We start from the raw sequence: 24,992 nt of genomic DNA, 5'->3' as shown, positions 1-24,992 counted from the left end.
AGGGCAGCGGCACATCAAGATAAGGGGGGACGCCACCATCGGGCGGCCCCGCAAGAACCAAAGGGAAGAGAGATGAGTCTGGAGAAAATGGGGCTGGCGGCCCGTGAAGCCGCCTATCAGCTGGCCACCGTCAGCACGGCGCAGAAGAACCGGGCGCTGGCCGCCATCGCCGACGAGCTGGAGGCACGCAGCCACCAGATCCTGGCCGCCAACGAGAAAGACATCGCCGCCGGCCGTGCGGCGGGTTTGTCAGACGCCATGCTGGATCGGCTGCTGCTCAACCCGGCCCGGCTGGCCGGTATCGTGGCGGACGTGCGCAAGGTGATCTCTCTGGACGATCCGGTCGGGGCCGAAATCGACAGCCGGGTGCTGGAGAACGGCCTGCGCCTCTCCCGCCGCCGGGTGCCCATCGGCGTCATCGGCGTCATCTACGAGGCGCGTCCCAACGTCACCATCGACATCGCCAGCCTCTGCCTCAAGACCGGCAACGCCAGCATACTGCGTGGCGGCCGCGAAACTTTCCACTCCAACCTGGAGCTGGTGCGGGTGATCCAGAGCGCGCTGGCGGCCTCCGGCCTGCCGCGCGATGCGGTGCAATACATCGACAACCCGGATCGGGCGCTGGTGGGCGAGCTGCTGCGCCTCGATCGCTACGTGGACATGATCATCCCCCGCGGCGGCGCCGGGCTGCACAAGATGTGCAAGGAGAACAGTTCCATTCCGGTGATCATCGGCGGTTTCGGCATCAGCCACATCTTCGTGGACGAGAGCGCCGATCTGGCGCGCTCCCTGGCGGTCATCGACAACGCCAAGGTGCAGCGCCCCTCCGCCTGCAATGCCCTCGACAGCCTGCTGGTGCACGAGAAGGTCGCCGCGACCCTGCTGCCGCAGCTGGTGGGCCTGATGAACGAGCGCAAGGTGGCCCTGGTCGCGACCCCGGAGGCCATGCCGCTGCTGGCGGGCGCCGACAGCCTGCGTGCCGCCGGCCCGGAAGACTTCGATACCGAGTGGCTCTCGCTGACCCTGGGGGTCAAGCTGGTGGCGGATGTGAACGAGGCGTTGGCCCATATGCGCGAGCACAACGCCGGCCACTCCGATGCCATCCTCACCAACGATCTGGCCAATGCCGAGCGGTTCGTCAACGGGGCCGGTTCGGCGGCGGTCTACGTCAACGCCTCCACCCGCTTCACCGACGGTGGCCAGTTCGGGCTGGGCGCCGAGGTGGCGGTCTCGACCCAGATGCTGCACGCCCGCGGCCCCATGGGGTTGACCGAACTCACCAGCTACAAGTGGGTGGGATTGGCGGACTATCTGAGTCGCGCCTGACGCCTTTGTGGTCCTGTGTGAAGATGCCGACTCAGGTCGGCATTTTTTTGCTTTTTTCTTGCCTGCTATCAGGGGCTTGCATATAACTATCCAGCGAGGTGTGGCGATATTTTGAGCGCTGCGCTAGCCACAAAAACGGGAGCAGATTCAAGGATGAAGCAAACAGATTGGATGAAGCGTTGGGGCGCGCTCTGGCTGGGGTTGCCGCTGCTGCTGGGGGCGCTCTGCTTCAGCAGCAACAGCCACGCCAGCTGGGATCAGGATCTCTACCGCCAGTTGGGGCTGGCCGGCAAGCTCGACAAACAGGTATTTCGCAAGGCCATCACCAGTTACCAGAGCGTGCGCCACAAGCGCAAACCCATTCTCACCATCATCGACTACAGTAAACCCTCGACCATGCGCCGGCTGTTCGTCATCGACGTGAAGCGCCACAAGCTGCTCTACCACACCTGGGTCAGCCATGGCCGCAACTCGGGCGAGCTGGCCGCCAACCAGTTTTCCAACCAGTTCAACTCCATGAAGAGCTCGCTCGGGGTCTATCGCACCGCCGAGACCTATCAGGGCAAGCACGGCTATTCGTTGCGCCTCGATGGTTTGAGCCCGGGCCAGAACAGCAATGCCCGCAAGCGGGCCATCGTGGTGCACGGCGCCGACTATGCCAGCCCGCGCCATCTGCGCAAATATGACAAGCTGGGCCGCAGCTGGGGCTGCCCCGCACTGCCCAAGGAGCAATCCAGGGCCATCATCGACATCATCAAGGGGGGCAGTGTCATCTACGCCCACGGCTGAGGCCGGCCCGGGAGCCTAAATAGAAAAGGCCAGCAAATGCTGGCCTTTTGCAGTGAGTCTGGCGTGGCGGCTACTTGCGCACCACCAGCACGGGGCAGGGGGCATGGCGCACCACGGACTCGGCCACGCTGCCTACCAGCAGATGGCTGATGCCGGAGCGGCCGTGGCTGCCCATCACCACCAGGTCGGCTTTCTCTTCCTTGGCCTGCACGACGATCTCGTCGGCGGCGCGACCGAAACGCACCTCGAAGGTGGCCGGAATCGGCAGGCTGGCGATCAGCTCCTTCATCTGGCTCTTGGCCTGACGCTCCATCTCGTGGGTGATCTCGATGGCGGTCATGTGCAGGATCTTGTAGCTGTCGAAGCCGTGCAGTTGATCCACCACGTGGACCAGTTTGAGTTCGGCCTTGTGGCTCTGGGCCATGAATACGGCATAGTCGAGCACGGCTTGTGACATCTGGGAAAAATCGACCGGACAGAGCAGGGTTTTAATGGATGGCATATGAAGGCTCCCCTATGTTGGGTTACTAATGAATCTTATTGTCAATAATACCGATTCAGCGGGCAATAACCCTCGACTCGCTCGCAAAACCGGGAAAAAGAGGTGCGTTGCCGGTAGATCTTCATATCATGAGGAATGGTATGGGCGCGTCTGCAAACGGCATCGCCTGCGGAGAAACGGTAAGACATGATTCGTTTGTTGCTTTCATTGACGTTGCTGATTTGCTGGCCGGGTCGGGCCGATCCCCTCGATGTTTATTGCGATGACTGGCCTGGCTTCTGCCAGCCGGATGGCAGGGGCGTCTATCTGGACATAGTGCGGGCCATCTATCAGCCCAACGGTTACCAGGTCATGCCGCGTATCGTGCCCTACAAGCGGGCCCTGGCGGTGATCGCCCAGAAAGGGGGCGACATGGCGATGGGGGTCTATCGGGATGAGGTGAGCGGCGTGCTGCAACCCCACCATCCCGCCTCGGCCGATGATCTGACGGTGCTGATGCTCAAGAAGTGGCGGCCCCAGTGGCAAGGGGAACACAGCTTGAGCGGGCAGGGGGTGGTATGGCTGCGGGGTTGGGCCTTTGACAAGTACATACCGGTCTCCATGCGCTGGCACGAGATCGACAGCCACGACATGGCGCTGCAGTTGCTGGCCAAGGAGCGCTATCGCTACTACCTGACTGCCGGGGTGCTCTACTCGGCGGACTCCATTCCCGCCAACATGCAGCGCATCTTCCTGCGCTGGATCCCGACTTACCCCATCTTTACCGATACCGAGAAGGGGCGCAGCCTGCAACAGCTCTGGGATCAAGGTATGGTCAACCTGGTGCGACACGGCACCCTGGCCGAGATCTACCGACGCTACCGGCTTTATGACTACTACCGCGATTTCATCGAACAGCAGGAACAGAGGCTAGCCCCTGGCAACTAAAGCGCCCTGCGCTACCTGTTCAGGAGCTTTTTTGTCAGCGTCTCGGTTGCTTGGCCAGCCGGTCATAGAGGATCACGTTGACCGAGGCCGCCAGGTTCATGCAGCCCTTGTGTGTGGTTACGTAGAACACCTGCTGCTTACTTGGCGCGCAGCTGCTTGGCCAGCCGGTCATAGAGGATCACGTTGACCGAGGCTGCCAGATTTATGTAGCCCTGGGGTATGGTTACGTAGAGCATCTGCTGCTTACTTGGCACGCAGTTGCTTGGCCAGCCGGTCGTAGAGGATCACGTTGACCGAGGCCGCCAGGTTCATGCAGCCCTTGGGTTGGCTACGTAGAGCCTCTGCTGCTTACTTGGCACGCAGCCGCTTGGCCAGCCGGTCATAGAGGATCACGTTGACCGATGCCGCCAGATTCATGCAACCGTGCGTCGGGACGTAGATCACTTCCTGCACCGCCTTGAAGTGGGCGGGATCCAGGGTACCGTCCTCCGGGCCGAAGATGTAGAAGGCGCGCGCCGGGTGCACATAATCCGGCAGCGAGGTGGCCCCCTCGATCAGATCCACCAGCACCGGCGTGCAGCCGGCCGGCACCATCTCCATCAGATCGTCGACCCCGAGCAGGGGGATCTTCTCCACCATCTGCTTGGTATCGGTGGCGAAGCGGCGCGCCAGCTCGAAGCGGTTGCCGGTGTAGTAGACCTCGTCCGCCCCGTAGCAGCCGGCGGCCCGCATCACGGCCCCCACGTTCTCCGGTGACTTGGGGTTGACCAGCCCGATACAGCAATAGCCTGCGTCGCCGTGCGCTTCCGGCTCGCTCCCCTGTGGTGGCAGGCATTCGTGGTCTGACTCTCTCATCTCGCTCTCCTCTGTGGCGGCCGCATTATACTCCCGCACCGCCCCTTGCCCAGCCTGGGTATGAACTCCCGCCTGACGGGCCCAACAAGGGGGCGCTTGCACCGTCCCGGCGCAGCCGCTCGCTGCCGATCGCCGTCCAGGCGCACCTTGCATCCTGGCGCGGGGCTTGCAGTTATCCCAGGAGAGAGTAAATGCGGCTTATCCGGACAAAGGCGTCCGTCCCCTGCGGGGGCGGGCGCTTTTTTTATGGGCCATGGCAGCGGCGACCCAGGGATGGGGAGTCGGACGACGAGGAGCAAGGGAATGAACACCACCTGTGCCTATTGTGGAGTGGGCTGCGGCATCCGGCTGAGCCGGGAGGGAGATGGCTGGCAGTTGCAGGGGGATGAGGGGCATCCGGCCAACGCGGGTGCTCTGTGCGTCAAGGGGGCCAGCCTGCTGGAGAGTCTGGACTTTCCCGATCGCCTGCTCTATCCGCGCTGGCTGGGGCAGCGCATCGGCTGGGAGCAGGCCCTGGATACCCTGGCGGAGCGTTTCGCCGCCATTCTGGCCGAATCCGGCCCACAGGCCATCGGCATCTACCTGTCGGGCCAGCTCACCACCGAGGATTACTACGTCGCCAACAAGCTGATGAAGGGGTATCTCGGCAGCGCCAACGTGGATACCAACTCCCGGCTCTGCATGTCGTCGGCGGTGGCGGCCCATCAGCGTGCCTTCGGCGAGGATCTGGTGCCGGCCTGTTACGAGGATCTGGAGCTGGCGGATCTGGTGGTGATCACCGGCGCCAACACCGCCTGGACCCACCCCGTGCTGTTTCGTCGTCTGCAGCAGGCGCGGGCGCGGCGCCCCGAGCTCAGGCTGGTGGTGCTGGACCCACGCCGCACCATGACGGCGGAGCAGGGGGACCTGCACCTCGCCCTCAGGCCCGGCAGCGACGTGGCGCTGTGGAACGGTCTGTGCCGCTATCTGCTCGATCACGACGGTTGGGACAAGGATTACGTGGCGCGCCATGTGAGCGGCTTCGAGGCGCTGGCGGCGGCGCTGGATGACCCGGCCTGGCAGCTGGAGGCGGTGGCCCAGCGCTGCGATCTGGCGCTGGGGGATCTGCTCGGCTTCTACCGGCTGTTTGCCAGCACCCCCAAAACGGTCAGCCTGTTCTGCCAGGGGATCAACCAGTCCAACCAGGGGGTGGACAAGGCCAACGCCATCATCAACGCCCATCTGCTGTGCGGGCGCATCGGCAAGCCGGGGGCGGCCCCCTTCTCCATGACGGGGCAACCCAACGCCATGGGCGGGCGCGAGGTGGGCGGGCTGGCGACCCAGCTGGCGGCCCACATGGGCTTTGGCGAGGCCGAGCTCGATCGGGTGCAGCGTTTCTGGCAGAGCCCGACCATGGTGGGTGGCCCTGGCCACAAGGCGGTCGAGCTGTTTGAGGAGGTGCACCGGGGGGAGATCCGCGCACTCTGGGTACTCGGCACCAACCCGGCAGTCTCCCTGCCCGACGGCAACCGGGTGCGCGAGGCGCTGGCTCGCTGCGAGCTGCTGGTGGTCTCCGAGGTGACCGCCAACACCGACACGGCGCGCCTCGCCCACCTGCTGCTGCCCGCCGCCGCCTGGGGGGAGAAGAGCGGCACCGTCACCAACTCGGAGCGGACCATCAGCCGCCAGCGCGCCTTCCTGCCCCTGCCGGGGGAGGCCAGACCCGACTGGTGGGCGCTGACCCAGCTGGCTCGTCGGCTCGGCTTCGGCGAAGGGTTTGCCTATGAGCACGAGCACGACATCTTCTGTGAGCATGCAGCCCTGTCGGGTTTTGAGAACGAGGGGCAACGCCAGTTCGACATCTCCGGGCTGGCGCATCTCAGCCGCGCCGAGTTCGAGGCGCTGGCGCCCCTGAGCTGGCCGGTCAATGCTCGCTGGCCACGGGGCCGGGCCCGGTTGTTCGAGGACGGGAGCTTCGCCACCCCGGATGGCCGCGCCCGTCTGCTGCCCCTGGCCCAGTTCTTTCCTCCCGAGCCTGCCGCCGCGCCAGAAGCGGTGCAGCCGCTGGCGGGCCTCTCCTTGTTACTCAATACCGGTCGGCTGCGGGATCAGTGGCACACCATGACCCGCACCGGCCACGTACCGCGCCTGCAGGAGGCCGAGCCATGGCCCAGGGTGCTGCTCGGCGCCGCCAGCCTGCTGGCGCTGGGGCTCAAGGAGGGGGATCTGGTGCGCCTCTACAATGCGCTCGGGGAGGCGCGGCTGCTGGTCGGGCTGGACGAGGGGCTCAGGGAGGGGGAGGCCTTCCTGCCCATGCACTGGACCGACAGCCAGTGCAGTCTGGGGGCGGTCAATCGCCTCATTGCCGCGGTGGTGGATCCCCTCTCCGGCCAGCCCATGTTCAAGCAGGGCCGGGTGTGGGCCGAGCCGCAGCCGACTCGCTGGCAGGGGCTCTGGCTCGGTCGGCGAGACTGGGGCGAGCCGCTGGACTGGTGGGCCAGGCGCCCGTTGCCGGAAGGCAACTGCACCCTGCTGGCCTCCTGGTCAGAGGCGCCCGACGCCCTGTGGCAGCGGCTGGCAACCCAGGGGCGCTGGCTGCGACTGCCGCTGGCGTCGGGCTGGCTCGCCGTGGCGCTGGCCGGGGATCGCATCGACGGCCTGTTGCTGGTGGGGGATCGGCGCCCGGACATCAAGGTCGAGCTGCTGGCGAGTCTGCTCGGCACCCCGCTGCAGGCGGGAGCCCTGAGCCAGACCCTGAGCGCGGCCCTGCTGGGGGAGAGCCGGCTGATCTGCTCCTGTCTGCGGGTGTCGGAGCAGCGCATCGTCGACGCCATCGTGCGGCAGGGAGTGAGCGAGCTGGCGGGGCTGCAGGCCCTGCTCGGCTGCGGCAGCAACTGCGGAACCTGCCTGCCAGAGATCGACAAGCTGTTGATCAAGCATGTTTTTATCGCCACCGTTTAAGACGGGATACAAGGAGTCTGTGATGAGCCAAATCAGTCTGGTAGGGGCCGGTCCCGGTCCGCTCGAATTGTTGACCCTGCGTGCGCTGCAGCGGATCGAGGCGGCGGAGGTGGTGGTCTATGACCGCCTGGTGGGAGAGGAGATCCTGGCCCGCATTCCCCAGGGGGCGGCCCGCTTCGACGTGGGCAAGCGCTGTGGCGAGCCGAGCCCGAGTCAGGCGCAGATCAACGCCCTGCTGCTGGCGCTGGCTCGCACTGGCAAGCGGGTGGTGCGGCTCAAGGGGGGCGATCCCCTGGTGTTCGGTCGTGGCGGCGAGGAGGCACTGCACCTGGCGCGCCACGGCATCGCCGCCGAGCTGGTGCCCGGCATCACGGCGGCGCTCGGCTGCGCCGCCAGCAGCCTGATCCCGCTGACCCACAGGGGGCTGGCCCGTTCCCTGACTCTGGTCACCGGCCACCTGATGGACGAGCGGGACTATCAGGGCTGGCAGGGACTGACCCGGGCCGGTCACACCCTGGTGTTCTACATGGGGCTGGAGCGGGCGGCCGAGATCCGGCAGGGGTTGCTGGCGGCCGGTGCCTCACCTGAGTTGCCGGTGGCGCTGGTGGTGGCCGGTTGCAGCGCCCGCCAGCAGGTGCATGCGACCCGGCTGGACGGGCTGGCGCAGGCCGCCGGGGCCCTGCTCGGCCAAAGCCCGGTGCTGATGATCATGGGGGAGGTGGTGCGCCTGCGCGCCGAGCTGCAGGGCCTGCTGGGACAGGCGCTGGATCGGGTGGCCTGAGCCGCCGTTCCCTCTCTACCTCTACTACCTCCAGAGGAATAAAAAGGGGGTAGATTCAAACAGTTGGCGCTCATGTTGCCTCTGTGGTGACAGACCACAGTGGTGGCAGACCAATCGAATGCCGTTGGCAAGGAGCGCCATGACCATTCTCACTTCAGGGGGCCCCGCTGGCCCCGTTTCCCGACTGCTGATCCACGCCGACGAGCCGGGTCAGGCCAACCGGCTGGCCCTCTTGGTCAGCCAGTATGGCCATCAGCCCAGGATCCTCGACGCTCGCCAGCTGCTGAGCCCGGATGGGCAGGGAGATGCCCTGCTCGTCAGCAGTCGCCGTTTCGACGCCGAGACGCGGCTCGGTCTCTCCCTCTGGCCTGACATGCCGCGCCTGCTGTTCTGCGAGCGGCTGGGGGGCGAGGCGCAGCAGGCCTTGCTGCAACAGGGAGTCTTGCTGGTGCCCCACCCGTGCGGGGAGAAGGAGCCGGTGGAGCAGTGGCTGCGCCTCGCCCGCAGCCAGCTGGCCATGGTGCAGGCGCTGGCCCGAACCGAAAGCGAGCTGCGCCAGCAACTGGTGGAGCGGCGGTTGATCGAGCAGGCCAAGGGGCGGCTGATGCGCCATCAGGGGCTGGACGAGGAGCAGGCCTACCGGCTGATGCGCAGCACCGCCATGAGCCGCCACCTGAGCCTGGGGGAGCTGGCACGGCAACTGCTGCAGGCATTGCCCGCCTGAGAACCGGGTCCACGCTCCTACTGCGAGGCCGTGATCAAGGCTCATGTGCTGCTCGGAATCCTCATTTATGTCTATAAACTCCGGTTCCTGCGCTGCTCTTTACCTTGCTGACGACCTCTCGTGACAGATCGCGAACCGGTTCTGAAGGGACTGGCAAACCGTTTTGGTGCAACTGCGCCTCATTGAGGCGCAGAAACGGAGAGGGAATGGGCGCCCGGGCCGCTCAGGGCCCGCCAACGGTGGTTCGGTCAGATTGGCACGGAAAGTGAATTAACGAACAGACAGAACAAGACGCAGTGGTGAGGCCGCAAGGCTCCACCGGCAACAGGGCAAAGAAGCCTCACCGATCCCGGATCGGTGGGGCTTTTTTTTGGTCGTCATCCTGCAACGAGGCAGGCGGGCGGCAGCCCGGAACAGGAACCGAGCGAGGGAATGGCATGAACAGACGACAAGGATGTGCGGGGATGCTGCTGGCGGTGCTGTCACTGCCGGCGCTGGCCGTGGTGGGGGCGCCCGAGCAGGAGGAGATCAAGCTCGGCTTCATCAAGCTGACCGACATGGCGCCGCTGGCGGTGGCCTATGAGCGGGGCTATTTCGAGGACGAAGGGCTCTATGTCACCCTCGAGGCCCAGGCGAACTGGAAGATCCTGCTGGATCGGGTGATCGATGGCGAGCTGGACGGCGCCCAGATGTTGGCGGGCCAGCCCCTGGCGGCCCACATCGGCATCGGCACCCAGGCCGAGTTGGTGACGGCGTTTGCCATGGATCTCAACGGCAACGCCATCACGGTGGCCAAGCCGGTGTGGGCAGCCATGGCGACCCAACTGCCCAAGCCGGTGGCGGGCAAGGTGCCGGCGCCGGTGAGTGCCGCCGCCCTCAAGCCGGTGGTGGAGCAATACCGGCAGGCGGGCAAGCCGTTCAACATGGGAATGGTGTTCCCCGTCTCCCCCCACAACTACGAGCTCAGGTACTGGCTGGCGGCCGGCGGCCTGAATCCCGGTTTCTATGCGCCCAAACTGGGGGACAACTCGGGCCAGCGCCAGGCGGATGTGCTGCTGTCAGTCACCCCGCCACCGCAGATGCCTGCCACCCTGGAGGCGGGCACCATCGCCGGCTACAGCGTGGGGGAGCCCTGGAATCAGCAGGCGCTTGCCAAGGGGATCGGGGTGCCGGTCATCACCGATCAGGAGATCTGGCGCAACAACCCGGAGAAGGTGTTCGGCGTCACCCGGCAGTGGGCCGAGCGCCACCCCAACGCCCACATCCGGCTGGTGAAGGCGCTGCTGCGGGCGGCCTGGTGGCTGGATGCCGAGCAGAACGGCAACCGGCGCGAGGCGGCCAGACTCTTGGCAAAGCCCGAGTACGTGGGGGCCGACGAGGCGGTGATCGCCAGCTCCATGACCGGCACCTTCGAGTACGGCAAGGGGGACGTGCGCCAGCTGCCGGACTTCAACGTCTTCTTTCGCCATCACGCTACCTACCCCTACTACTCGGACGCCATCTGGTATCTGACCCAGATGCGGCGCTGGGGCCAGATCCCCGAGGCCAAGCCGGATGCCTGGTTCGAGCAGGTGGCCAAGGCGGTGTATCAACCCGAGGTCTACCGCCAGGCCGCCGAGGCGCTGATCGCCGAGGGCAAGCTCAAGGCGCAGGACTTCCCCGACTTTGCCAGCGAGCAGGGCTATCGCGGCCCTCAGGATGGCTTCATCGACGGCCTCATCTACGACGGCCGCCACCCCAACGCCTATCTGCAGCAGTTCGCCATCGGCCTCAAGGGCGATGAGCGGGTGCAATGAGCGAGGAGCGCGCAATGAAACGACATCAGTGGAAAGTCATTGATTGGAAAACCCTGGTGCAGCCCCTGCTGGGTATGCTGCTGTTCCTCGGCCTCTGGCAGTGGGGGGCGAGCCAGGTACAGACCAGCCTGGGCACGTTGCCGGGGCCGCTCGCCACCGCCAGCCAGCTCTGGTCGCTGGGTCAGGATCACCTGGCCGAGCGGGAGAAGGCGAACGCCTTCCTCGAGCGCCAGCGGGTGCGCAACGCCGAGCGGCTGGCCGCGGATCCGGCGGCCGAGGTGAAGTTGCGTCCCTACACAGGACGCCCCACCTTCTTCGATCAGATAGGGACCAGCCTGCTCACCGTGCTGTGCGGCTTTGGCCTGGCGACCCTGATCGCCATCCCGTGCGGCGTACTGCTTGGCATGAATCAGGGGCTCTATCGCGCCGCCAACCCGGTGATCCAGCTGCTCAAACCGGTGTCGCCCCTGGCCTGGCTGCCGCTCATCACCCTGGTGGTGAGCGCCCTCTACGCCAGCCCCACTCCCTGGCTTGCCAAGTCCTTTCTCACCTCGGCGCTGACGGTGACCCTCTGCTCCCTCTGGCCGACCCTGATCAACACCGCCGTCGGGGTGGCGGGGCTGGACCGGGATCTGCACAACGTCAGCCGGGTGCTGCGGCTGTCGTTTGTGACTCACGTGCGGCGCATCGTGCTGCCCGGCGCCCTGCCCATGATCTTCACCGGGCTGCGGCTCTCCCTGGGGGTGGCCTGGATGGTGCTGATCGCGGCGGAGATGCTGGCCCAGAACCCGGGGCTCGGCAAGTTCGTGTGGGACGAGTTCCAGAGCGGCGGCTCGGCCTCGCTGGCTCGCATCATGGTGGCGGTGATCACCATTGGCCTCATCGGTTGCGCCCTGGACAAAGGCATGCTGGCCCTGCAGCAGTGGTTGTCCTGGGACAAGCGCCAGGTGCTGCGTTAACAACCAATTCCATATTCAGGCGGGAGAAGAGCCAATGAAGAGTTATCTGCAGTTAAGCGACGTCGGCATCTCGTTCGAGACGGAGCAGGGGCGCTTCGAGGCCCTCAGCCGGGTCAACCTGCGCATCGAGCGGGGGGAGTTCGTCTCCCTCATCGGTCACTCCGGCTGCGGCAAGAGTACCGTGCTCAACCTGGTGGCCGGGCTGCTGGAGCCCACCACGGGGGGCATCATCCTCGACGGGCGCGAGGTGGCGGGGCCGGGCCCGGAGCGGGCCATGGTGTTCCAGAACCATGCCCTGCTGCCCTGGCTCAGCGTCCGGCAGAACGTGGCGCTGGCGGTGGGGCAGGTTGAGCCGAACCGGCGGGCGGTGGCGGAGCGGGTGGACTACTACCTCTCCCTGGTGCAGATGGAGCACGCCAGCCAGAAGATGCCCCACGAGCTGTCGGGGGGGATGAAGCAGCGGGTCGGCATCGCCCGCGCCCTGTCGCTCTCCCCCAAGGTGCTGCTGATGGACGAGCCGTTCGGTGCCCTCGATGCCCTGACCCGTGCCCATCTGCAAGACGCCCTGATGGCGATCCAGGCCGAGCTCGGCAATACCGTCATCATGATCACCCACGACGTGGACGAGGCGGTGCTGCTCTCCGATCGCATCGTTATGATGACCAATGGCCCCAGTGCCACCGTCGGCGAGATCCTGACCGTGGACCTGCCAAGGCCCAGGGACAGGGTGGCCCTGGCGGACGATGGTCACTATCACAAGCTGCGCCAGCAGGTGCTGCGCTTCCTCTACGAGAAGCAGCGCAAGGTGACGCCCCTCAAGGTGGCCGAGCCAGTTCGCAGCCAGCGCCGGGCCTGAGCCCATCTATTCAAGGAAGAGAAATATGGACAACAAGCAGAGAGTGCAGGTGGTGGGTAACGGCATGGATGATGAGATGGACCATCACTGCGTCGAGTCGTCCGAGAGGATGGAGAAACAGCGGCTGCTGGTGGTAGGCAACGGCATGGTGGGTCACCACTTTGTCGAGCAGCTGGTGGCTGCCGGTGGCCTCGAGCGTTTCGAGGTGACGGTATTCGGCGCTGAGCCGGACTCCGCCTACGACAGGGTGCACCTCTCCGAGGTATTCGGCGGCAAGGCGCCCGAGGCGCTGCGGATGGCGGATCCCGCTTGGTACGAGGCGCAGGGCATAGCGTTGCGGCTGGGGGCCGAGGTGGAGGTGCTGGACAGAGCCACCCGCACCCTGACCCTGGCCTGTGGCGAGCAGTTCGGTTACGACCGACTGGTGCTGGCGACCGGCTCGGTCCCCTTCGTGCCCCCCATTCCCGGCCATCAGCGGGCCGGTTGCTTCGTCTACCGTACCCTGGGAGATCTCGCCGCCATCCGCGAGGCCTGCGCCGGGGCGCGCAGCGGCGTGGTGATCGGCGGCGGCCTGCTGGGGCTGGAAGCGGCCAACGCTTTGCGCCTGCTCGGGCTCAGCACCCGGGTGGTGGAGTTCGCCCCCAGGCTGATGCCGGTGCAGCTCGACGAGAGCGGCGGCGCCGTGCTGCGGGACAAGATCCGGGCGCTCGGGGTCGAGGTGCTGGTGGAGAAGGCCACCGAGTGCATCGAGGATGGGGAGCAGGCCCGCCACCGGCTGCGCTTCAAGGATGGCTCTCACCTGGAGACCGATGTGCTGCTGTTCTCGGCCGGCATCCGACCCGCCGACGGGCTGGCCCGGCAGGCCGGGTTGAGCGTCGGCGAGCGCGGCGGCATCTGCATCGACGACGGCTGCCACAGCTCGGATCCCGCCATCCTCGCCATCGGCGAATGTGCGCTCTGGCAGGGCCGCATCTTCGGGCTGGTGGCCCCCGGCTACCAGATGGCCCGGGCCGCCGTAGCCAGCCTGTGCGGCGGCGAGAGCCGCTTCGCGGGGGCGGACATGTCTACCAAGCTCAAGCTGATGGGGGTGGACGTGGGTTCCATCGGCGACGCCCACGCCAGCACCGCCGGGGCCCAGGAGCTGCTGTTGCTGGACAGGGTCAACGGCATCTACAAGAAGCTGGTGACCGACGGCGAGGGGAGCCGGCTGCTCGGCGCCATCCTGGTGGGGGACGGTGCCGATTATGAGCGGCTGCTGCAGTACTACCAGAATGGGGTGGCACTGCCCCAGCCGCCGCTCTCCCTGCTGGTGGGGGCGGCGGGCGGCGCGGCGGCGCCCCTGGTGCTGCCGGACAGCGCCATCCTCTGCTCCTGCCACAACGTCAGCAAGGGAGCCGTGGTGGCCGCCGTCAAGGCGGGCAATCACGAGCTGGCGGCGGTGAAGAGCTGCACCAAAGCGGGCACCGGCTGCGGCGGCTGCGGCAACCTGCTCAAGCAGGTGGTGGAGCAGACCCTGGAGGATCTCGGGGTTGAGGCGGACAAGGGGTTGTGCGAGCACTTCGCCCACAGCCGCCAGGAACTCTATCACCTGGCCAGGGTTGGCAAGCTGAAGAGCTTCGAGGCGCTGCGCGACAAACACGGCCATGGCCTTGGCTGCGACGTCTGCCGGCCGACGGTCGCCTCCATCCTGGCGTCGCTGTGGAACGAGCATGTGCTGGCGCAGCCCCACCGCGGCTTGCAGGATACCAACGACGCCTTCCTCGCCAACCTGCAAAAGGACGGCACCTACTCGGTGGTGCCGCGCATCCCGGGCGGGGAGATCACCCCGGACGGCCTCATCACCATCGGGGAGGTGGCGCGCAAGTACGGCCTCTACACCAAGATCACCGGTGGCCAGCGCATCGATCTGTTCGGCGCCCGGGTCGACCAGCTGCCCGCCATCTGGGGCGAGCTGGTGGCGGCGGGGTTCGAGACCGGTCAGGCCTACGGCAAGTCGGTGCGCACCGTGAAGTCCTGCGTCGGCTCGACCTGGTGCCGCTACGGGGTGCAGGACTCCATGACCCTGACCCAGACCCTGGAGCACCGCTACAAGGGGTTGCGGGCTCCCCACAAGCTGAAGTTTGCGGTCTCCGGCTGCACCCGGGAGTGCGCCGAGGCCCAGAGCAAGGACATCGGCGTCATCGCCACCGAGCGGGGCTGGAACCTCTATGTGTGCGGTAACGGCGGCATGCGGCCGCGCCACGCCGACCTGTTCGCCACCGACCTCGACGAGCAGACCCTGATCCGCTATATCGACCGGTTGCTGATGTTCTACGTGCGCACCGGCGATCGGCTACAGCGCACCTCGGTCTGGATGGAGGGCATGGAGGGGGGGCTCGACTACCTCAAGTCGGTGATCATCGAGGACCGGCTCGGCATCGGCGCCGAGCTGGAGGCCATGATGGAGGGGATAGTCGGCAGCTGGCAGTGCGAGTGGAAGAGCACCTTGGCGGATCCGGACAAGCTCAAACTGTTCGAGGCCTTCGTCAACCGGCCCGAGGATCAGACGCCGCCACGGCGAGAGGAGCGGGGTCAGTGGGTGCCGGATATCGCAGTCAAGGCGGTGGTATGAACCGGGTTAGCGGGTTGCACACCAGCCATCACCATCAAGGAGAGGGTATGAACGGGGTCAGCGGGTTGCAAGCCAGCCATCGGCATCAAGGAGAGGGTATGAACGGTAGCTGTGAGTTGGGCAGCAGTCATAAGGAACGGGAGAATGGGATGAACAGACTCAAGGACGATATGTTGCCATCGGAGCATGGCGAGTGGCTGCGGGCATGCGAGCTGGCCGCCCTGCCGGAGCAGGCGGGGCGCAGCGCCTGGCTGGGGGGCAGAGCGCTGGCGCTGTTCCGGCTTGGCGAGCGGGTCTATGCGCTGGACGCGGTGGATCCCCTGACCGGGGTGGCGGTACTGGGCCGCGGCCTGGTGGGGGATTGCGACGGCGAGCCGGTAGTGGCCTCGCCGCTCTACAAGCAGCGTTACGCCCTGGCAGATGGCCGCTGCCTGGACGACCCGGCATTGCGGGTCGCCTGCTGGCCGGTGATGCACAGTGCCGGCGAGGTCTGGGTGTTGCTGGGGTGAATGGCACCATCTGAAAACCGTTTTCCTGTCACCGGGTTTTGCCCGGTGATTTTTTGTGCGCAAGTCGACAATTTTTGCACGAGGCGATGGCGGGTAAACGTTTTTCGGAAATAATGGACAAACGTTTGTAACTGGATGTTTGTCTATGACGGAACGTGAGCAAGAGATCCTCGCCCTGCTGCGCCAGGACCCCATGATTGCCCAGCAGGAGCTGGCAGACAGGCTCGGCATCAGCCGCTCGGCGCTGGCGAGCCATATCTCCAGCCTGATGCGCCAGGGCTATGTGCAGGGGCGTGGTTACGTGCTGCGCGAAGGGCCCTACGCCGTGGTGATCGGCGGCGCCAACATGGATATCTGCGGCTGCAGCCACGACAACCTGCGCATCGGCGACTCCAACCCCGGCAAGGTACGCACCTCGGCCGGCGGGGTGGGGCGCAACATCGCCGAGAACCTGGCTCGGCTTGGCACCGACACCCGGCTGCTGAGCGCGGTGGGCAACGATCAATACGGCCATCATCTGCTGGACGTGACCCAGCGTGCCGGCGTCGACGTGCGCCAGGTGCTGATGCTGGATGGGCAGGCGACCTCCTGTTACTTGAGCCTGCACGATGGCAGCGGCGAGATGAGCTGCGCCGTCAACGACATGGCAATCATCGAGCAGCTCACCCCGGCCCGGCTCACCCCCTTGAGCGGTTTTCTCGGCGCGGCCCGGCTCTGGGTGCTCGACACCAACCTCGCCACCCACACCCTCGACTGGCTGTTCGAGCGCCAGGGTGAGCACATCATCTTCGTCGACACCGTCTCGGTGGCCAAGGTGGAGAAGATCCGCCCCTGGCTGCACCGCATCCACACCCTCAAACCCAACCGCAGCGAGGCGGAGCAGCTGTGCGGCTTCACCATCGAGGGATCCGACACCTGGCCCATGGCGGCGGCCTGGTTCCACCGCGCCGGGGTGCAGCGGCTGTTCCTGAGCCTCGGCGATCAGGGAATTTTCTATAGCGACGGGGAGTGCCAGGGCCATCTGCCCGTGCTCGGCAGCCCGGTCGTCAACGTGACCGGCGGCGGCGATGCCTTCATGGCAGGGCTGGCCCACGCCTGGTTGCAGGAGCAGGGCATCATGGAGACAACCCGGTTCGCCCTCGGTTGTGCCGCCCTCACCGTCAATTGTTCCGATACCGTCTTTTCCGGCCTATCCAAGGCCGCCGTTGAACGCATGCTGGAGGAGTACCCATGTTGAACGCTTACCTCGATATCCAACCGGTCGTCGCTGAAGCCCTTGCTGCCGGCAAGCCGGTGGTGGCCCTGGAGTCCACCATCATCTCCCACGGCATGCCCTATCCGCAGAACGTGGAGACGGCGCGCCAGGTAGAGCAGGTGGTGCGCGACAACGGCGCCGTGCCGGCCACCATCGCCATCCTGGATGGCCGCCTCAAGGTGGGTCTGGATGAGGGGGCGCTGGAAGCGCTGGGCCGGGCCGGTCATGCCGCCACCAAGTGCAGCCGCCGCGACATTCCCTTCGTGCTGGCCAACAAGGGGCTGGGGGCGACCACGGTGGCTTCTACCATGATCATTGCCGCCATGGCCGGGATCCGGGTGTTCGCCACCGGCGGCATCGGCGGGGTGCACCGCGGTGCCCAGGAGACCTTCGACATCTCGGCTGACCTGCAGGAGTTCGCCCAGACCCCGGTGGCGGTGGTCTGCGCCGGTGCCAAGTCGATCCTCGACATCGGCCTGACCCTGGAGTACCTGGAGACCCAGGGCGTGCCGGTGATCGGCTACCAGACCGAGGAGCTGCCCGCCTTCTACACCCGCGAGAGCGGCTTCAAGGTGGATTACCGCCTCGAGAGCCCGGCGGCGATCGCCGAGGCGCTGCGCCTCAAGTGGGAGCTGGGGCTGGCGGGCGGCGCCGTGGTGGCCAACCCGATCCCGACCCAGTTTGCCATGCCGAAGGCCGACATCGACGCTGCCATTGCCCAGGCACTGCGAGAGGCGGACGAGCAGGGGGTGAAGGGCAAGGAGTCCACCCCCTTCCTGCTGGCCCGGGTGTGCGAACTGACCGGCGGCAACTCGCTGGCGGCCAACATTCAGCTGGTACTGAACAACGCCGCGCTGGGGGCGCGCATCGCCGCCAGCCTCTGATCCGCTGTCGCAACAAAAAAGAGGGCCCGCGGGCCCTCTTTTTTTATGTTGGCTCTGTGAGTTGCCGGGGGCGTTATTGCAGCACCAGTCGACCGTGCAGCGGCTGCACGGGGCGGTTGTTGGGGTGGTGCATCACCGCCTTGAAGGCGTCGATCTGGGCCTGACTCACCTGCACCGGCTGCTTCATCACCAGCCAGCGGACCCCTTCCGAGCAGGGCGGGGTGGTCAGCGAGCCGCTGAAGCGGTAGTAGTCGCGTTTGATGGGCAGCAGTTGTTCGGCCGAGATCGGTTCCTTGAAGGCGTGACTCGCTCCCGTTTTGGCTGGCAGCACCTGCCAGGCCTGGCTCAGGGCAGCATTGGCCTGGCCCGGCTCGAACATCACCGCCACCACCGCCAGCTCACCCTTGGCGTTGGCATGCACCAGGTGCCCCTCCAGCGGATAGGAGTGGCCCTTGATGAGGTTTTCGCTGGGGGCGTGGAAGTGGAACTGCTTGAGCTCAAAGCGCATGCCGTCGAGCTCAAGGCGGCTGCCCGGGGCATAGTCGACCTGCACCGTGTGGCCGTTGTTGGTGACGCTGCGGCCCCCTGCCAGGTAGTGAAACTCCAGCGGGGCCAGCTTGGCCTCGACCAGACCGTCGAGGTTGACCGGCGACTGGTTGCTGCCCGCGCACTGGCCAAATTCCGGGGTCAGTCTGGCCCATTGCGCCGGGCCGGCCTCACCGCTGTATTCCCAATGGGGGGGGGCGGCGAAGGCGGCGGGGCAGAGCAACAGGGCGGCGGCCAACAGGGACTTTCTCATCATACATCCTTATCTTGATTGAAAAGCACGGCGATCCGTTTCCTGCATTGACGAGGAAATAACGGAAGGCATCATCTGAATTGCGGGATACAGAAGATCAGACGGTATTTTTATTATTGGCTGGGTGATCGCCGACGATATTTATGATGCATTCAAGATGAATCTAAATAATGGGCGGTCACGCCTGCATATTGAATAATCGCTTTATTCAATGACAGCAATCTAATTAATTGGCTGTTATCGCAGATGAATTTGCTCATAATTCACTCATCGGAATTCAGCTCTTTTTTGCCGCGCAAGTCCCCGCCATCAGTCCGTCTGCAATATATTAATTCATTGTTTTTAATATGGTTTTTGTTGGTCTCATTTGATCTTGAACAAATAATGCACAGGCTTTCCCGGGCAGGCTGAGGCTGCTGTTATGCACAGCCACAAGGGAGAGAGAAAAAATGAATAAATATTGTCTGTTGCTGGCGCTGGGCCTGCCAGGGATGGGGTGGGCGAACGAGCCGATCCAGCCGGTGGAAGCGGCCAAGGTGAGCGCACCGGAAAAAGTCGAGCTGGGCAAGATGCTGTTCTTCGAGCCGCGGCTCTCCAAATCCAACGCCATCTCCTGCAACTCCTGCCACAACCTGGCCACCGGCGGGGTAGACAACCAGGTCAGTTCCCTCGGCCACAAGTGGAAGGAGGGGCCAATCAACTCGCCCACCGTGCTCAACTCCAGCCTCAACTTCGTGCAGTTCTGGGATGGGCGCGCCAAGGATCTGCAGGCGCAGGCGGCGGGCCCCATCGAGAACCCGCTGGAGATGGCCTTCACCCACAAGCTGGCGGTGGAGACCCTGCACACCCTGCCCGAGTACCGGGCCCGGTTCAGCGCCGTGTACGGCAAGGCGGACTTCGGCATCGACGAGGTGACCGATGCCATCGCCGCCTTCGAGGAGACCCTGGTCACCCCCAATGCGCCGTTTGATCGCTGGCTGAAGGGGGATGCCAAGGCGCTGACCGCGCAGCAGCTGAAGGGCTATCAGCTGTTCAAGGAGAAGGGCTGCACCGCCTGCCACAACGGGGTGGCCATCGGCGGCAACTCCTACCAGAAGATGGGGCTGGTGAAGCCGTTCAAGACCGACAACCCGGCCCAGGGACGCGGGGGGGTGACCGGCGAGAAGCAGTTCATCGGCTGGTTCAAGGTGCCGACCCTGCGCAACATCGAGCTGACCTATCCCTACTTCCACGACGGCTCGGTGTGGGATCTGAAGGAGGCGGTGCAGGTCATGGCGGACATCCAGCTCGGCCAGACCCTGAGCGAGCAGGAGGCGGACGACATGACCGCCTACCTCAAGAGCCTGACCGGCGAGCAGCCGCAGATAGTGTTGCCTATTCTGCCGCCCTCCCAACCCGATACCCCCAGGCCTCAGGTCAAGAGCTGAGCGGGAGTGATGATTACAGCGGAGCCACCGGCTCCGCTTTTTTGTTCCTATCTATCTGATAAGTCTCTCGAAGTTACTGCACTACACAATGACAAAGGGATGACAATCCCCCAGCTGGCGACGGCGATTTTACCGATTTGCAGCCCTCTTCACATTTCCGACACGCTCACAATTTGTTCGATTGCCTTACTCATCCGACCTGGTGTCAAATCACTCCGCCTAATACAAGGAGTGGCATAATAATGAATAATATCAATAAATTAGTTCTGGCTATCGGATTCACTCTCACCACCTTCCCGAGCCTGGCGGCGGGCTTCCAATGCAAGGATCACGTCAAGCTCGGGGTGCCCAGCCAATCCAGTCAACTGCTGTGCCGGGACGGCTATGCCGCCGGTTACAACTACGACACCAAGGTCTCTGACTGGGTCTCTTATCGAATGACGGCCACCAGCGCCCAGGGCCAGGTGCCGCGCAAGGATGCCTTTGCCGAGGACAAGGAGGTGCCGGTGCAGTTCCGCGCCACCCTGGCCGACTACAAGGGCTCAGGTTATGACCGCGGCCATCAGGCACCGGCTGCGGACATGCGCTCCACCGCCACCACCATGAAGCAGAGCTTCCTGCTGACCAACATGACCCCGCAACTGCCGGCGCTCAACCAGGGGGCCTGGCGCATCCTGGAAGAGAAGACCCGGCAGTGGGCCATCGCCTATCAGGATGTCTATGTGATCACCGGCCCCATCTTCACCAACTCCGACGCCTCCATCGGCAACGGCGTGACCGTGCCCCACGCCTATTACCGGGTGGTGATGGATGTGGCCAACAAGGAGGCGATCGCCTTCATCCTGCCGCAGCAGAACGTGTCGGCCAGCAAGCTGGCAGACTACATAGTGACGGTGGATGCGGTGGAGGAGCAGACCGGGCTGGACTTCTTCGCCGAGCTGCCGGATGAGCAGGAAGAGGCCATGGAGTCTCAGCTGATGGCCATGTGGGGCAACTGAGCCTGGTCATGAGCATCATGAAAACAGGGGCCGCGGCCCCTGTTTTCATTTGCTCAGTTCATCCCCGACCTTCTTGACGGTATCCCGGGTGCCGTGGCCGATCTCCCGGGTCACGTCGCGGGTGGTGTGGCCAATCTCGCGGGTCACGTTGCGGGTGGTGTGCCCCACTGTTCTGCCCGCCTCCTTGATGTCGGCGCAGCCGCCGAGCAGGCTGCCCAGAACCAGGCCGATCGCCATCAGGGTCATGCAGTCACGCCTCATGCCGTGCTCCTTTTCGTTTCATCATCATCTCCATGCCGATGGCGGCATTATGGCCTCGTGTGCAACGGGCGGGCAACCAGCAGGGTGTGGCCGGGCCCCGGGATCTCGTGCTCGGCCTCCACGTGAAAGTGGGCCTCGCGCAGGCACTGGTACAGCTGTTTGGAGTGGTAGAAGCGGCTGTTGCCGTTGGCCAGACAGGTGAAGTAAAGGGAGGTGGCGTTGAGACTGAAACTGGCGGCTTCAAAGGATTGCCTGTCCCAGAACAGCTCCAGGATGCAGACCCGGGCGTCCGGTTTCATGGCCAGCCGGACCCGGTTCAGGATGGCGACGATCTGCGCGTGGCTGAAGCAGTCGAGAAACTGGCTCATCCACCAGATATCCGCCTCGCCGGGCAGGGGGCCCGCCTGCAGCAGATCCACCGGGTGGCCATGCACCCGCGCCGCCAGCCCCGCCTCCTCGATGTTGCGGCGGGCCAGCGCCAGCTGCTCGGGCAAGTCCAGGATGGTGACCTGCAGCGCCGGATCCCGCCTAGCGCAGGCGATGGCCCACTTGCCGGTGTTGCCGCCCAGATCGTAGAGGTGGCGCGGCTCGTAGCCGAACACCTTGTCCTGTGCCTGCTGGAAGGCCCAGTCGGAGTAGAAGTGATCGAAGGCGAACCAGCTGCGGCGGGCCGGTTCAGGCAGCTCGCTCAGGTGCGGATAGAGGGTCTGCCAGGGGCCGAACTCCTGCAGACCGGCCGGGGTGCCGTCGCGGATGGCGTCGAGCAGGTGGGCGAGGGGCTGATAGCAGACGTGCTGGGTGAAGTCGAGATTGACCCGGCTCATGGCGTCGTGCAGCAGGTATTTGCCGACCCGGCCCAGCACATAGTGCTCCTCGCTCAGATAGCAGAGTCCGCCGCCGAGCCCCATGTCCAGCAGCACGCCGGCGCCGTATTCGCTGAGCTGACACGCCTGGGCGATGTCGGCCAGCGCGGCCCCCTGGGAGCCGCGGGTCTCGAGATAGGCCAATACCCCGGTTTCACGCAGGCACCAGCTGGCCTGAAACAGCATGGGCCCGAAGGCGATTTTCTGGGCCTCGCTGATGGCTTCCAGCGCGTTGTAGGGATCCGCCTGATAGTGATTCACGGGGTGGCTCCTGCCGGATCAGCGGCTCTGGGTGCGGGCGAGTTCCGCCTGAATGGCCTGGTTCAGACCCAGTACCCAGCGGTTATAACTGCGGTGGATGCTGCCCTTGCCTTTGTCGTCCAGATTGACGCTGCTCACATAATTAATGGAATAATCGCGAGCGCTATAAGGAATATTGATCACCGCCTGATGCTGGCGCACATTGACCTGGCCTCGAATTAGTCCTGGCTGCTCCTGGCGCATTACCCAGCTCTTGCTGATGCCGGCCGTAATAATGGCATTGGCCACCTGTTCTTCGGTCAGATTGAAGGGCACCGGATTGGCTGCCATATTGCGAATTGGCTGGCTGGTGGAGCAGGCGGCAAGCAGGGCACAGGCCAGCAGCAGGGATATTTTATTAATGAGTTTCATAATATTTTCCTTGGGAAGGATATTCATCAATTTGGGCGTGGCAATGAGACAACACAAATAGTTTATTTTCAATCACCAAGGCGGTTGATAATCTGCGCTGGCTATTATTTTTGATGAATAATGGTATTATCCGCCGGTATTAAGCCGATGACGCCATTCAATGTCGTGGAGCAGGCACTGCCCGCCGGGTGAGTGCCTTTTATCGTCTTCGCGTCCACCCATCGATGTAAGGACAGGTTGCCCGAAACATGCTCTCTTTCTCGCTGCTGGATAGTCAGGCCCTGTCACCCGGTCTGGCCGATGAGGCTGCCTGGCAGGCGTGGGCGCAGCAGGGCCGCTGGCCGGTCGACCCGCCGTTTCCCGCCACCCCCTTGCTGCCGATGATGATGGCGCGCCGCCTGAGTCAGGGCGCCCGGCTGGCGGTGCAGGTGGGGCTGAGCCTGCTGGCCCGCCACCAGATAGACAGTGCCGTCTTCGTCAGCCGCCACGGCGAGCTGGCCCGCTCCATGACCCTGCTGCAGGCGTTGGCGGACGGGCAGGCGTTGTCGCCCACCGATTTCTCCATGTCGGTGCACAACACCGCCGCCGGACTCTGCTCCATTCAGGGCAAGGCCGCCATCCCCATGACCTCGCTGGCCGCGGGGGAGAACAGCCTGATGGCGGGCCTGACCGAAGCGGTCTGCGCCCTGCAGGCCGGTGCCCGTCGGGTGTTGCTGGTGGCCTTCGAGGGGCCGGTGCCCGCGTTTCACCGCCCCTGGTTGGCGGAGGAGGCACCACCCTACGCGCTGGGGCTGGTGCTGACGGCGGGCGAAGAGTGGCGCTGCGCGGGGGCGTGTCGCACCGTCGAGTCGGCCGCCCGCCCGCTGCCCCAGAGTCTGGCCTGCTGGCGTGCCCTGCTGCGAGGCGAGCCGACCCTGCTCCTCGCTGACGACCGTCAGGAGTGGACATGGCAGCGTTGCTGAATCGGGGTTGGCGGCTGATCGGCACGGCTCTGGGCTTCACCCTGTTCGGGGTGGGCGGTCTGCTGCTCTCCCTGTTCTGGTTTCCGCTGCTGGCGCTCTGTCTGCGCGGCGAGCGGCGTCGTACCCTGGCCCAGCTCACCATTCGCCACAGCTTTCGGCTGTTTCTCGGCGTGCTGCGTGGCTGGGGGGTGCTCGATTACCGCGTGAGCGGCATGCCCGCTCACCTGCGTGGCGCCTTGGTGGTGGCCAATCACCCCAGCCTGCTCGATTACGTCATGCTGGCGGCCGAGATGCCGGTGTGCGACTGCATCGTCAAGCAGTCCCTCTGGCGCAACCCCTTCATCGGCGGCGTGGTACGGGCGGCCGACTACCTGCCCAACGTGGCAGGGGAGGATCTGCTGGCCCTGTGCCAGGCACGGATCCGGGCCGGCGGCCTGCTGCTGGTGTTCCCGGAAGGAACCCGCACCACTCCGGGCGAACCCATCAAGCTGCAGCGCGGTGCGGCCCAGCTGGCGGTGCGCAGCCAGGTGCCGTTGCAACTGGTGCGGATCCACTGCAGCACCCGATTTCTCACCAAGCAGGACAAATGGTTCAAGATCCCGGAAAATAAGCCGATTTTCACCATAGAATTCCTGCAGCAAGTGGCGGCGGACGAGGTGGTCGCCACCGGCCAGAGCAGTGCGCTGGCCGCCCGCCAGTTGACCCGGTTTCTCACCCAGGCCCTGCAACCGGGGCCTCAATGACAGCATGTGGAACAGTTATGCAAGACCTGCATCTAGAGATAAAACAACTCATCATCGACAGCCTCAACCTCGAGGGGCTCACCCCTGACGACATCGACAGTCAGGCGCCGCTGTTCGGTGACGGCCTGGGGCTGGACTCCATCGATGCGCTGGAGCTGGGCCTTGCCATCAAGGGCCGCTACGGCATCGTGCTCTCCGCCGAGGATGAAAATACCCGTCGTCATTTCGCCTCCGTCGCGGCGCTGGTCGCGCTGGTGCAGGCCCAGTCGAAAGGGGAGGCCTGAGCCATGACCCGTGACGACATCTTTGCCCAGATCAAGGCTGCCCTCGTCGAGCTGTTCGAGGTCGACGAAGAGGCCATCACCCCCGAGGCCCGTCTCTATCAGGATCTCGAGCTCGACAGCATCGATGCCATCGATCTGGTGGTGCACCTGCAGAAGCTGACCGGCAAGAAGATCAAGCCGGAGGAGTTCAAGTCGGTGCGCAGCGTCAACGACGTGGTGGATGCGGTCGAGCGTCTGCTGGCCGACGCCTGATGCCGGTGCACGCCCTG

General features: G+C 65.0%; 27 protein-coding genes and 1 pseudogene. 19 read left to right on the top strand and 9 right to left on the bottom strand.

Translation table 11 applies throughout. The features are described 5' to 3' along the window. The first annotated feature begins 72 nt into the window (after positions 1-72). Together R2E40_RS17985 and R2E40_RS17980 are read left to right on the top strand one after the other, a co-directional pair. Entirely contained in the window at positions 73-1,326 is a 1,254-nt protein-coding gene (locus R2E40_RS17985; protein ID WP_318164055.1) for a glutamate-5-semialdehyde dehydrogenase, read from the top strand. Positions 1,327-1,479: 153 nt separating this feature from the next. After that, positions 1,480-2,115, top strand: coding sequence for a murein L,D-transpeptidase catalytic domain family protein (locus R2E40_RS17980; RefSeq protein ID WP_076360490.1), 636 nt, complete (start codon positions 1,480-1,482; stop codon positions 2,113-2,115). Between the two features lie 70 nt (positions 2,116-2,185). On the opposite strand, the gene R2E40_RS17975 is transcribed toward R2E40_RS17980, so the two are convergent. Next, entirely contained in the window at positions 2,186-2,617 is a 432-nt protein-coding gene (locus tag R2E40_RS17975) for a universal stress protein (RefSeq protein ID WP_011707183.1), read from the bottom strand. A gap of 186 nt (positions 2,618-2,803) precedes the next feature. Here R2E40_RS17975 and R2E40_RS17970 point away from each other — a divergent pair, with 186 nt between their 5' ends. Then, on the top strand, positions 2,804-3,544 hold the full coding sequence (locus R2E40_RS17970) for a hypothetical protein (RefSeq protein WP_318164054.1): 741 nt from the start codon (positions 2,804-2,806) through the stop codon (positions 3,542-3,544). 34 nt (positions 3,545-3,578) lie between these two features. On the opposite strand, the gene R2E40_RS17965 is transcribed toward R2E40_RS17970, so the two are convergent. The 4 genes and pseudogenes from R2E40_RS17965 to R2E40_RS17955 all read right to left on the bottom strand — a co-directional run bounded on the left by R2E40_RS17965 (position 3,579) and on the right by R2E40_RS17955 (position 4,399). Beyond that, positions 3,579-3,674, bottom strand: coding sequence for an RNA methyltransferase (locus tag R2E40_RS17965; RefSeq protein ID WP_412055133.1), 96 nt, complete (start codon positions 3,672-3,674; stop codon positions 3,579-3,581). A gap of 7 nt (positions 3,675-3,681) precedes the next feature. After that, positions 3,682-3,780 (bottom strand): RNA methyltransferase, encoded by a 99-nt coding sequence (locus R2E40_RS17960; protein ID WP_318164053.1) that lies wholly within the window; start codon positions 3,778-3,780, stop codon positions 3,682-3,684. Positions 3,781-3,787: 7 nt separating this feature from the next. Then, positions 3,788-3,865 (bottom strand): annotated as a pseudogene (locus R2E40_RS22945) (RNA methyltransferase); the annotation flags it as partial. 27 nt (positions 3,866-3,892) lie between these two features. Beyond that, entirely contained in the window at positions 3,893-4,399 is a 507-nt protein-coding gene (locus R2E40_RS17955) for an RNA methyltransferase (RefSeq protein WP_318164052.1), read from the bottom strand. 303 nt (positions 4,400-4,702) lie between these two features. Here R2E40_RS17955 and R2E40_RS17950 point away from each other — a divergent pair, with 303 nt between their 5' ends. From R2E40_RS17950 to R2E40_RS17905, 10 genes are all read left to right on the top strand, one after another. Next, a complete protein-coding gene (locus R2E40_RS17950; protein ID WP_318164051.1) occupies positions 4,703-7,339 on the top strand; it encodes a molybdopterin-dependent oxidoreductase in 2,637 nt (878 codons plus the stop codon). Positions 7,340-7,361: 22 nt separating this feature from the next. Beyond that, on the top strand, positions 7,362-8,120 hold the full coding sequence (cobA, locus tag R2E40_RS17945; RefSeq protein WP_318164050.1) for a uroporphyrinogen-III C-methyltransferase: 759 nt from the start codon (positions 7,362-7,364) through the stop codon (positions 8,118-8,120). A 139-nt stretch (positions 8,121-8,259) separates the two neighbouring features. Further along, a complete protein-coding gene (locus R2E40_RS17940; RefSeq protein ID WP_318164049.1) occupies positions 8,260-8,844 on the top strand; it encodes an ANTAR domain-containing response regulator in 585 nt (194 codons plus the stop codon). A 437-nt stretch (positions 8,845-9,281) separates the two neighbouring features. Further along, positions 9,282-10,640, top strand: coding sequence for a CmpA/NrtA family ABC transporter substrate-binding protein (locus tag R2E40_RS17935; RefSeq protein WP_318164048.1), 1,359 nt, complete (start codon positions 9,282-9,284; stop codon positions 10,638-10,640). Positions 10,641-10,654: 14 nt separating this feature from the next. Then, positions 10,655-11,599 (top strand): ABC transporter permease, encoded by a 945-nt coding sequence (locus R2E40_RS17930; RefSeq protein ID WP_318164047.1) that lies wholly within the window; start codon positions 10,655-10,657, stop codon positions 11,597-11,599. Positions 11,600-11,633: 34 nt separating this feature from the next. Continuing rightward, positions 11,634-12,455: an ABC transporter ATP-binding protein gene (locus tag R2E40_RS17925; RefSeq protein WP_201885454.1), complete on the top strand. Its 822-nt coding sequence runs from the start codon at positions 11,634-11,636 to the stop codon at positions 12,453-12,455. Positions 12,456-12,480: 25 nt separating this feature from the next. After that, entirely contained in the window at positions 12,481-15,066 is a 2,586-nt protein-coding gene (gene nirB / locus R2E40_RS17920; RefSeq protein ID WP_318164046.1) for a nitrite reductase large subunit NirB, read from the top strand. Positions 15,067-15,215: 149 nt separating this feature from the next. After that, positions 15,216-15,575, top strand: a complete 360-nt coding sequence (gene nirD / locus R2E40_RS17915) for a nitrite reductase small subunit NirD (protein WP_024943588.1) — start codon at positions 15,216-15,218, stop codon at positions 15,573-15,575. Between the two features lie 145 nt (positions 15,576-15,720). Beyond that, a complete protein-coding gene (locus R2E40_RS17910; protein ID WP_257685534.1) occupies positions 15,721-16,812 on the top strand; it encodes a PfkB family carbohydrate kinase in 1,092 nt (363 codons plus the stop codon). Further along, a complete protein-coding gene (locus R2E40_RS17905; RefSeq protein ID WP_158196774.1) occupies positions 16,806-17,714 on the top strand; it encodes a pseudouridine-5'-phosphate glycosidase in 909 nt (302 codons plus the stop codon). The genes R2E40_RS17910 and R2E40_RS17905 overlap by 7 nt, the downstream gene beginning before the upstream one ends. Positions 17,715-17,787: 73 nt before the next feature. Here R2E40_RS17905 and R2E40_RS17900 read toward each other — a convergent pair whose 3' ends face one another. Continuing rightward, entirely contained in the window at positions 17,788-18,513 is a 726-nt protein-coding gene (locus R2E40_RS17900; protein WP_318164045.1) for a carbonic anhydrase family protein, read from the bottom strand. A gap of 449 nt (positions 18,514-18,962) precedes the next feature. Here R2E40_RS17900 and R2E40_RS17895 point away from each other — a divergent pair, with 449 nt between their 5' ends. Beyond that, a complete protein-coding gene (locus tag R2E40_RS17895) occupies positions 18,963-19,940 on the top strand; it encodes a cytochrome-c peroxidase (protein WP_158196775.1) in 978 nt (325 codons plus the stop codon). A 242-nt stretch (positions 19,941-20,182) separates the two neighbouring features. Further along, positions 20,183-20,938 carry a DNA/RNA non-specific endonuclease gene (locus tag R2E40_RS17890; RefSeq protein WP_318164044.1) on the top strand — a complete coding sequence of 252 codons (756 nt, stop codon included), beginning with the start codon at positions 20,183-20,185 and terminating at the stop codon, positions 20,936-20,938. 45 nt (positions 20,939-20,983) lie between these two features. Here R2E40_RS17890 and R2E40_RS17885 read toward each other — a convergent pair whose 3' ends face one another. The 3 genes from R2E40_RS17885 to R2E40_RS17875 are packed head-to-tail and all read right to left on the bottom strand — an operon-like array spanning position 20,984 to position 22,806. Continuing rightward, on the bottom strand, positions 20,984-21,199 hold the full coding sequence (locus R2E40_RS17885; RefSeq protein ID WP_042065899.1) for a hypothetical protein: 216 nt from the start codon (positions 21,197-21,199) through the stop codon (positions 20,984-20,986). A 47-nt stretch (positions 21,200-21,246) separates the two neighbouring features. Further along, complete coding sequence (locus R2E40_RS17880; protein ID WP_318164043.1) at positions 21,247-22,323, bottom strand: class I SAM-dependent methyltransferase; 1,077 nt, start codon at positions 22,321-22,323, stop codon at positions 21,247-21,249. A gap of 18 nt (positions 22,324-22,341) precedes the next feature. Further along, positions 22,342-22,806 (bottom strand): hypothetical protein, encoded by a 465-nt coding sequence (locus R2E40_RS17875; RefSeq protein ID WP_011707164.1) that lies wholly within the window; start codon positions 22,804-22,806, stop codon positions 22,342-22,344. Between the two features lie 176 nt (positions 22,807-22,982). Here R2E40_RS17875 and R2E40_RS17870 point away from each other — a divergent pair, with 176 nt between their 5' ends. The 4 genes from R2E40_RS17870 to R2E40_RS17855 are packed head-to-tail and all read left to right on the top strand — an operon-like array spanning position 22,983 to position 24,975. Further along, entirely contained in the window at positions 22,983-23,696 is a 714-nt protein-coding gene (locus tag R2E40_RS17870) for a beta-ketoacyl synthase chain length factor (protein WP_318164042.1), read from the top strand. After that, entirely contained in the window at positions 23,681-24,439 is a 759-nt protein-coding gene (locus R2E40_RS17865) for a lysophospholipid acyltransferase family protein (RefSeq protein ID WP_016351793.1), read from the top strand. Before R2E40_RS17870 ends, R2E40_RS17865 begins: the two co-directional genes overlap by 16 nt. Before the next feature lie 17 nt (positions 24,440-24,456). Beyond that, positions 24,457-24,723, top strand: a complete 267-nt coding sequence (locus tag R2E40_RS17860) for a phosphopantetheine-binding protein (RefSeq protein ID WP_005297932.1) — start codon at positions 24,457-24,459, stop codon at positions 24,721-24,723. A gap of 3 nt (positions 24,724-24,726) precedes the next feature. Further along, positions 24,727-24,975: an acyl carrier protein gene (locus tag R2E40_RS17855; RefSeq protein WP_011707160.1), complete on the top strand. Its 249-nt coding sequence runs from the start codon at positions 24,727-24,729 to the stop codon at positions 24,973-24,975. Positions 24,976-24,992: the final 17 nt, after the last annotated feature.

The organism is Aeromonas sp. CD, assembly GCF_033349375.1.
GTDB classification, from domain to species: domain Bacteria; phylum Pseudomonadota; class Gammaproteobacteria; order Enterobacterales; family Aeromonadaceae; genus Aeromonas; species Aeromonas hydrophila.
This window is presented reverse-complemented; position numbering and strand designations above follow the sequence as displayed.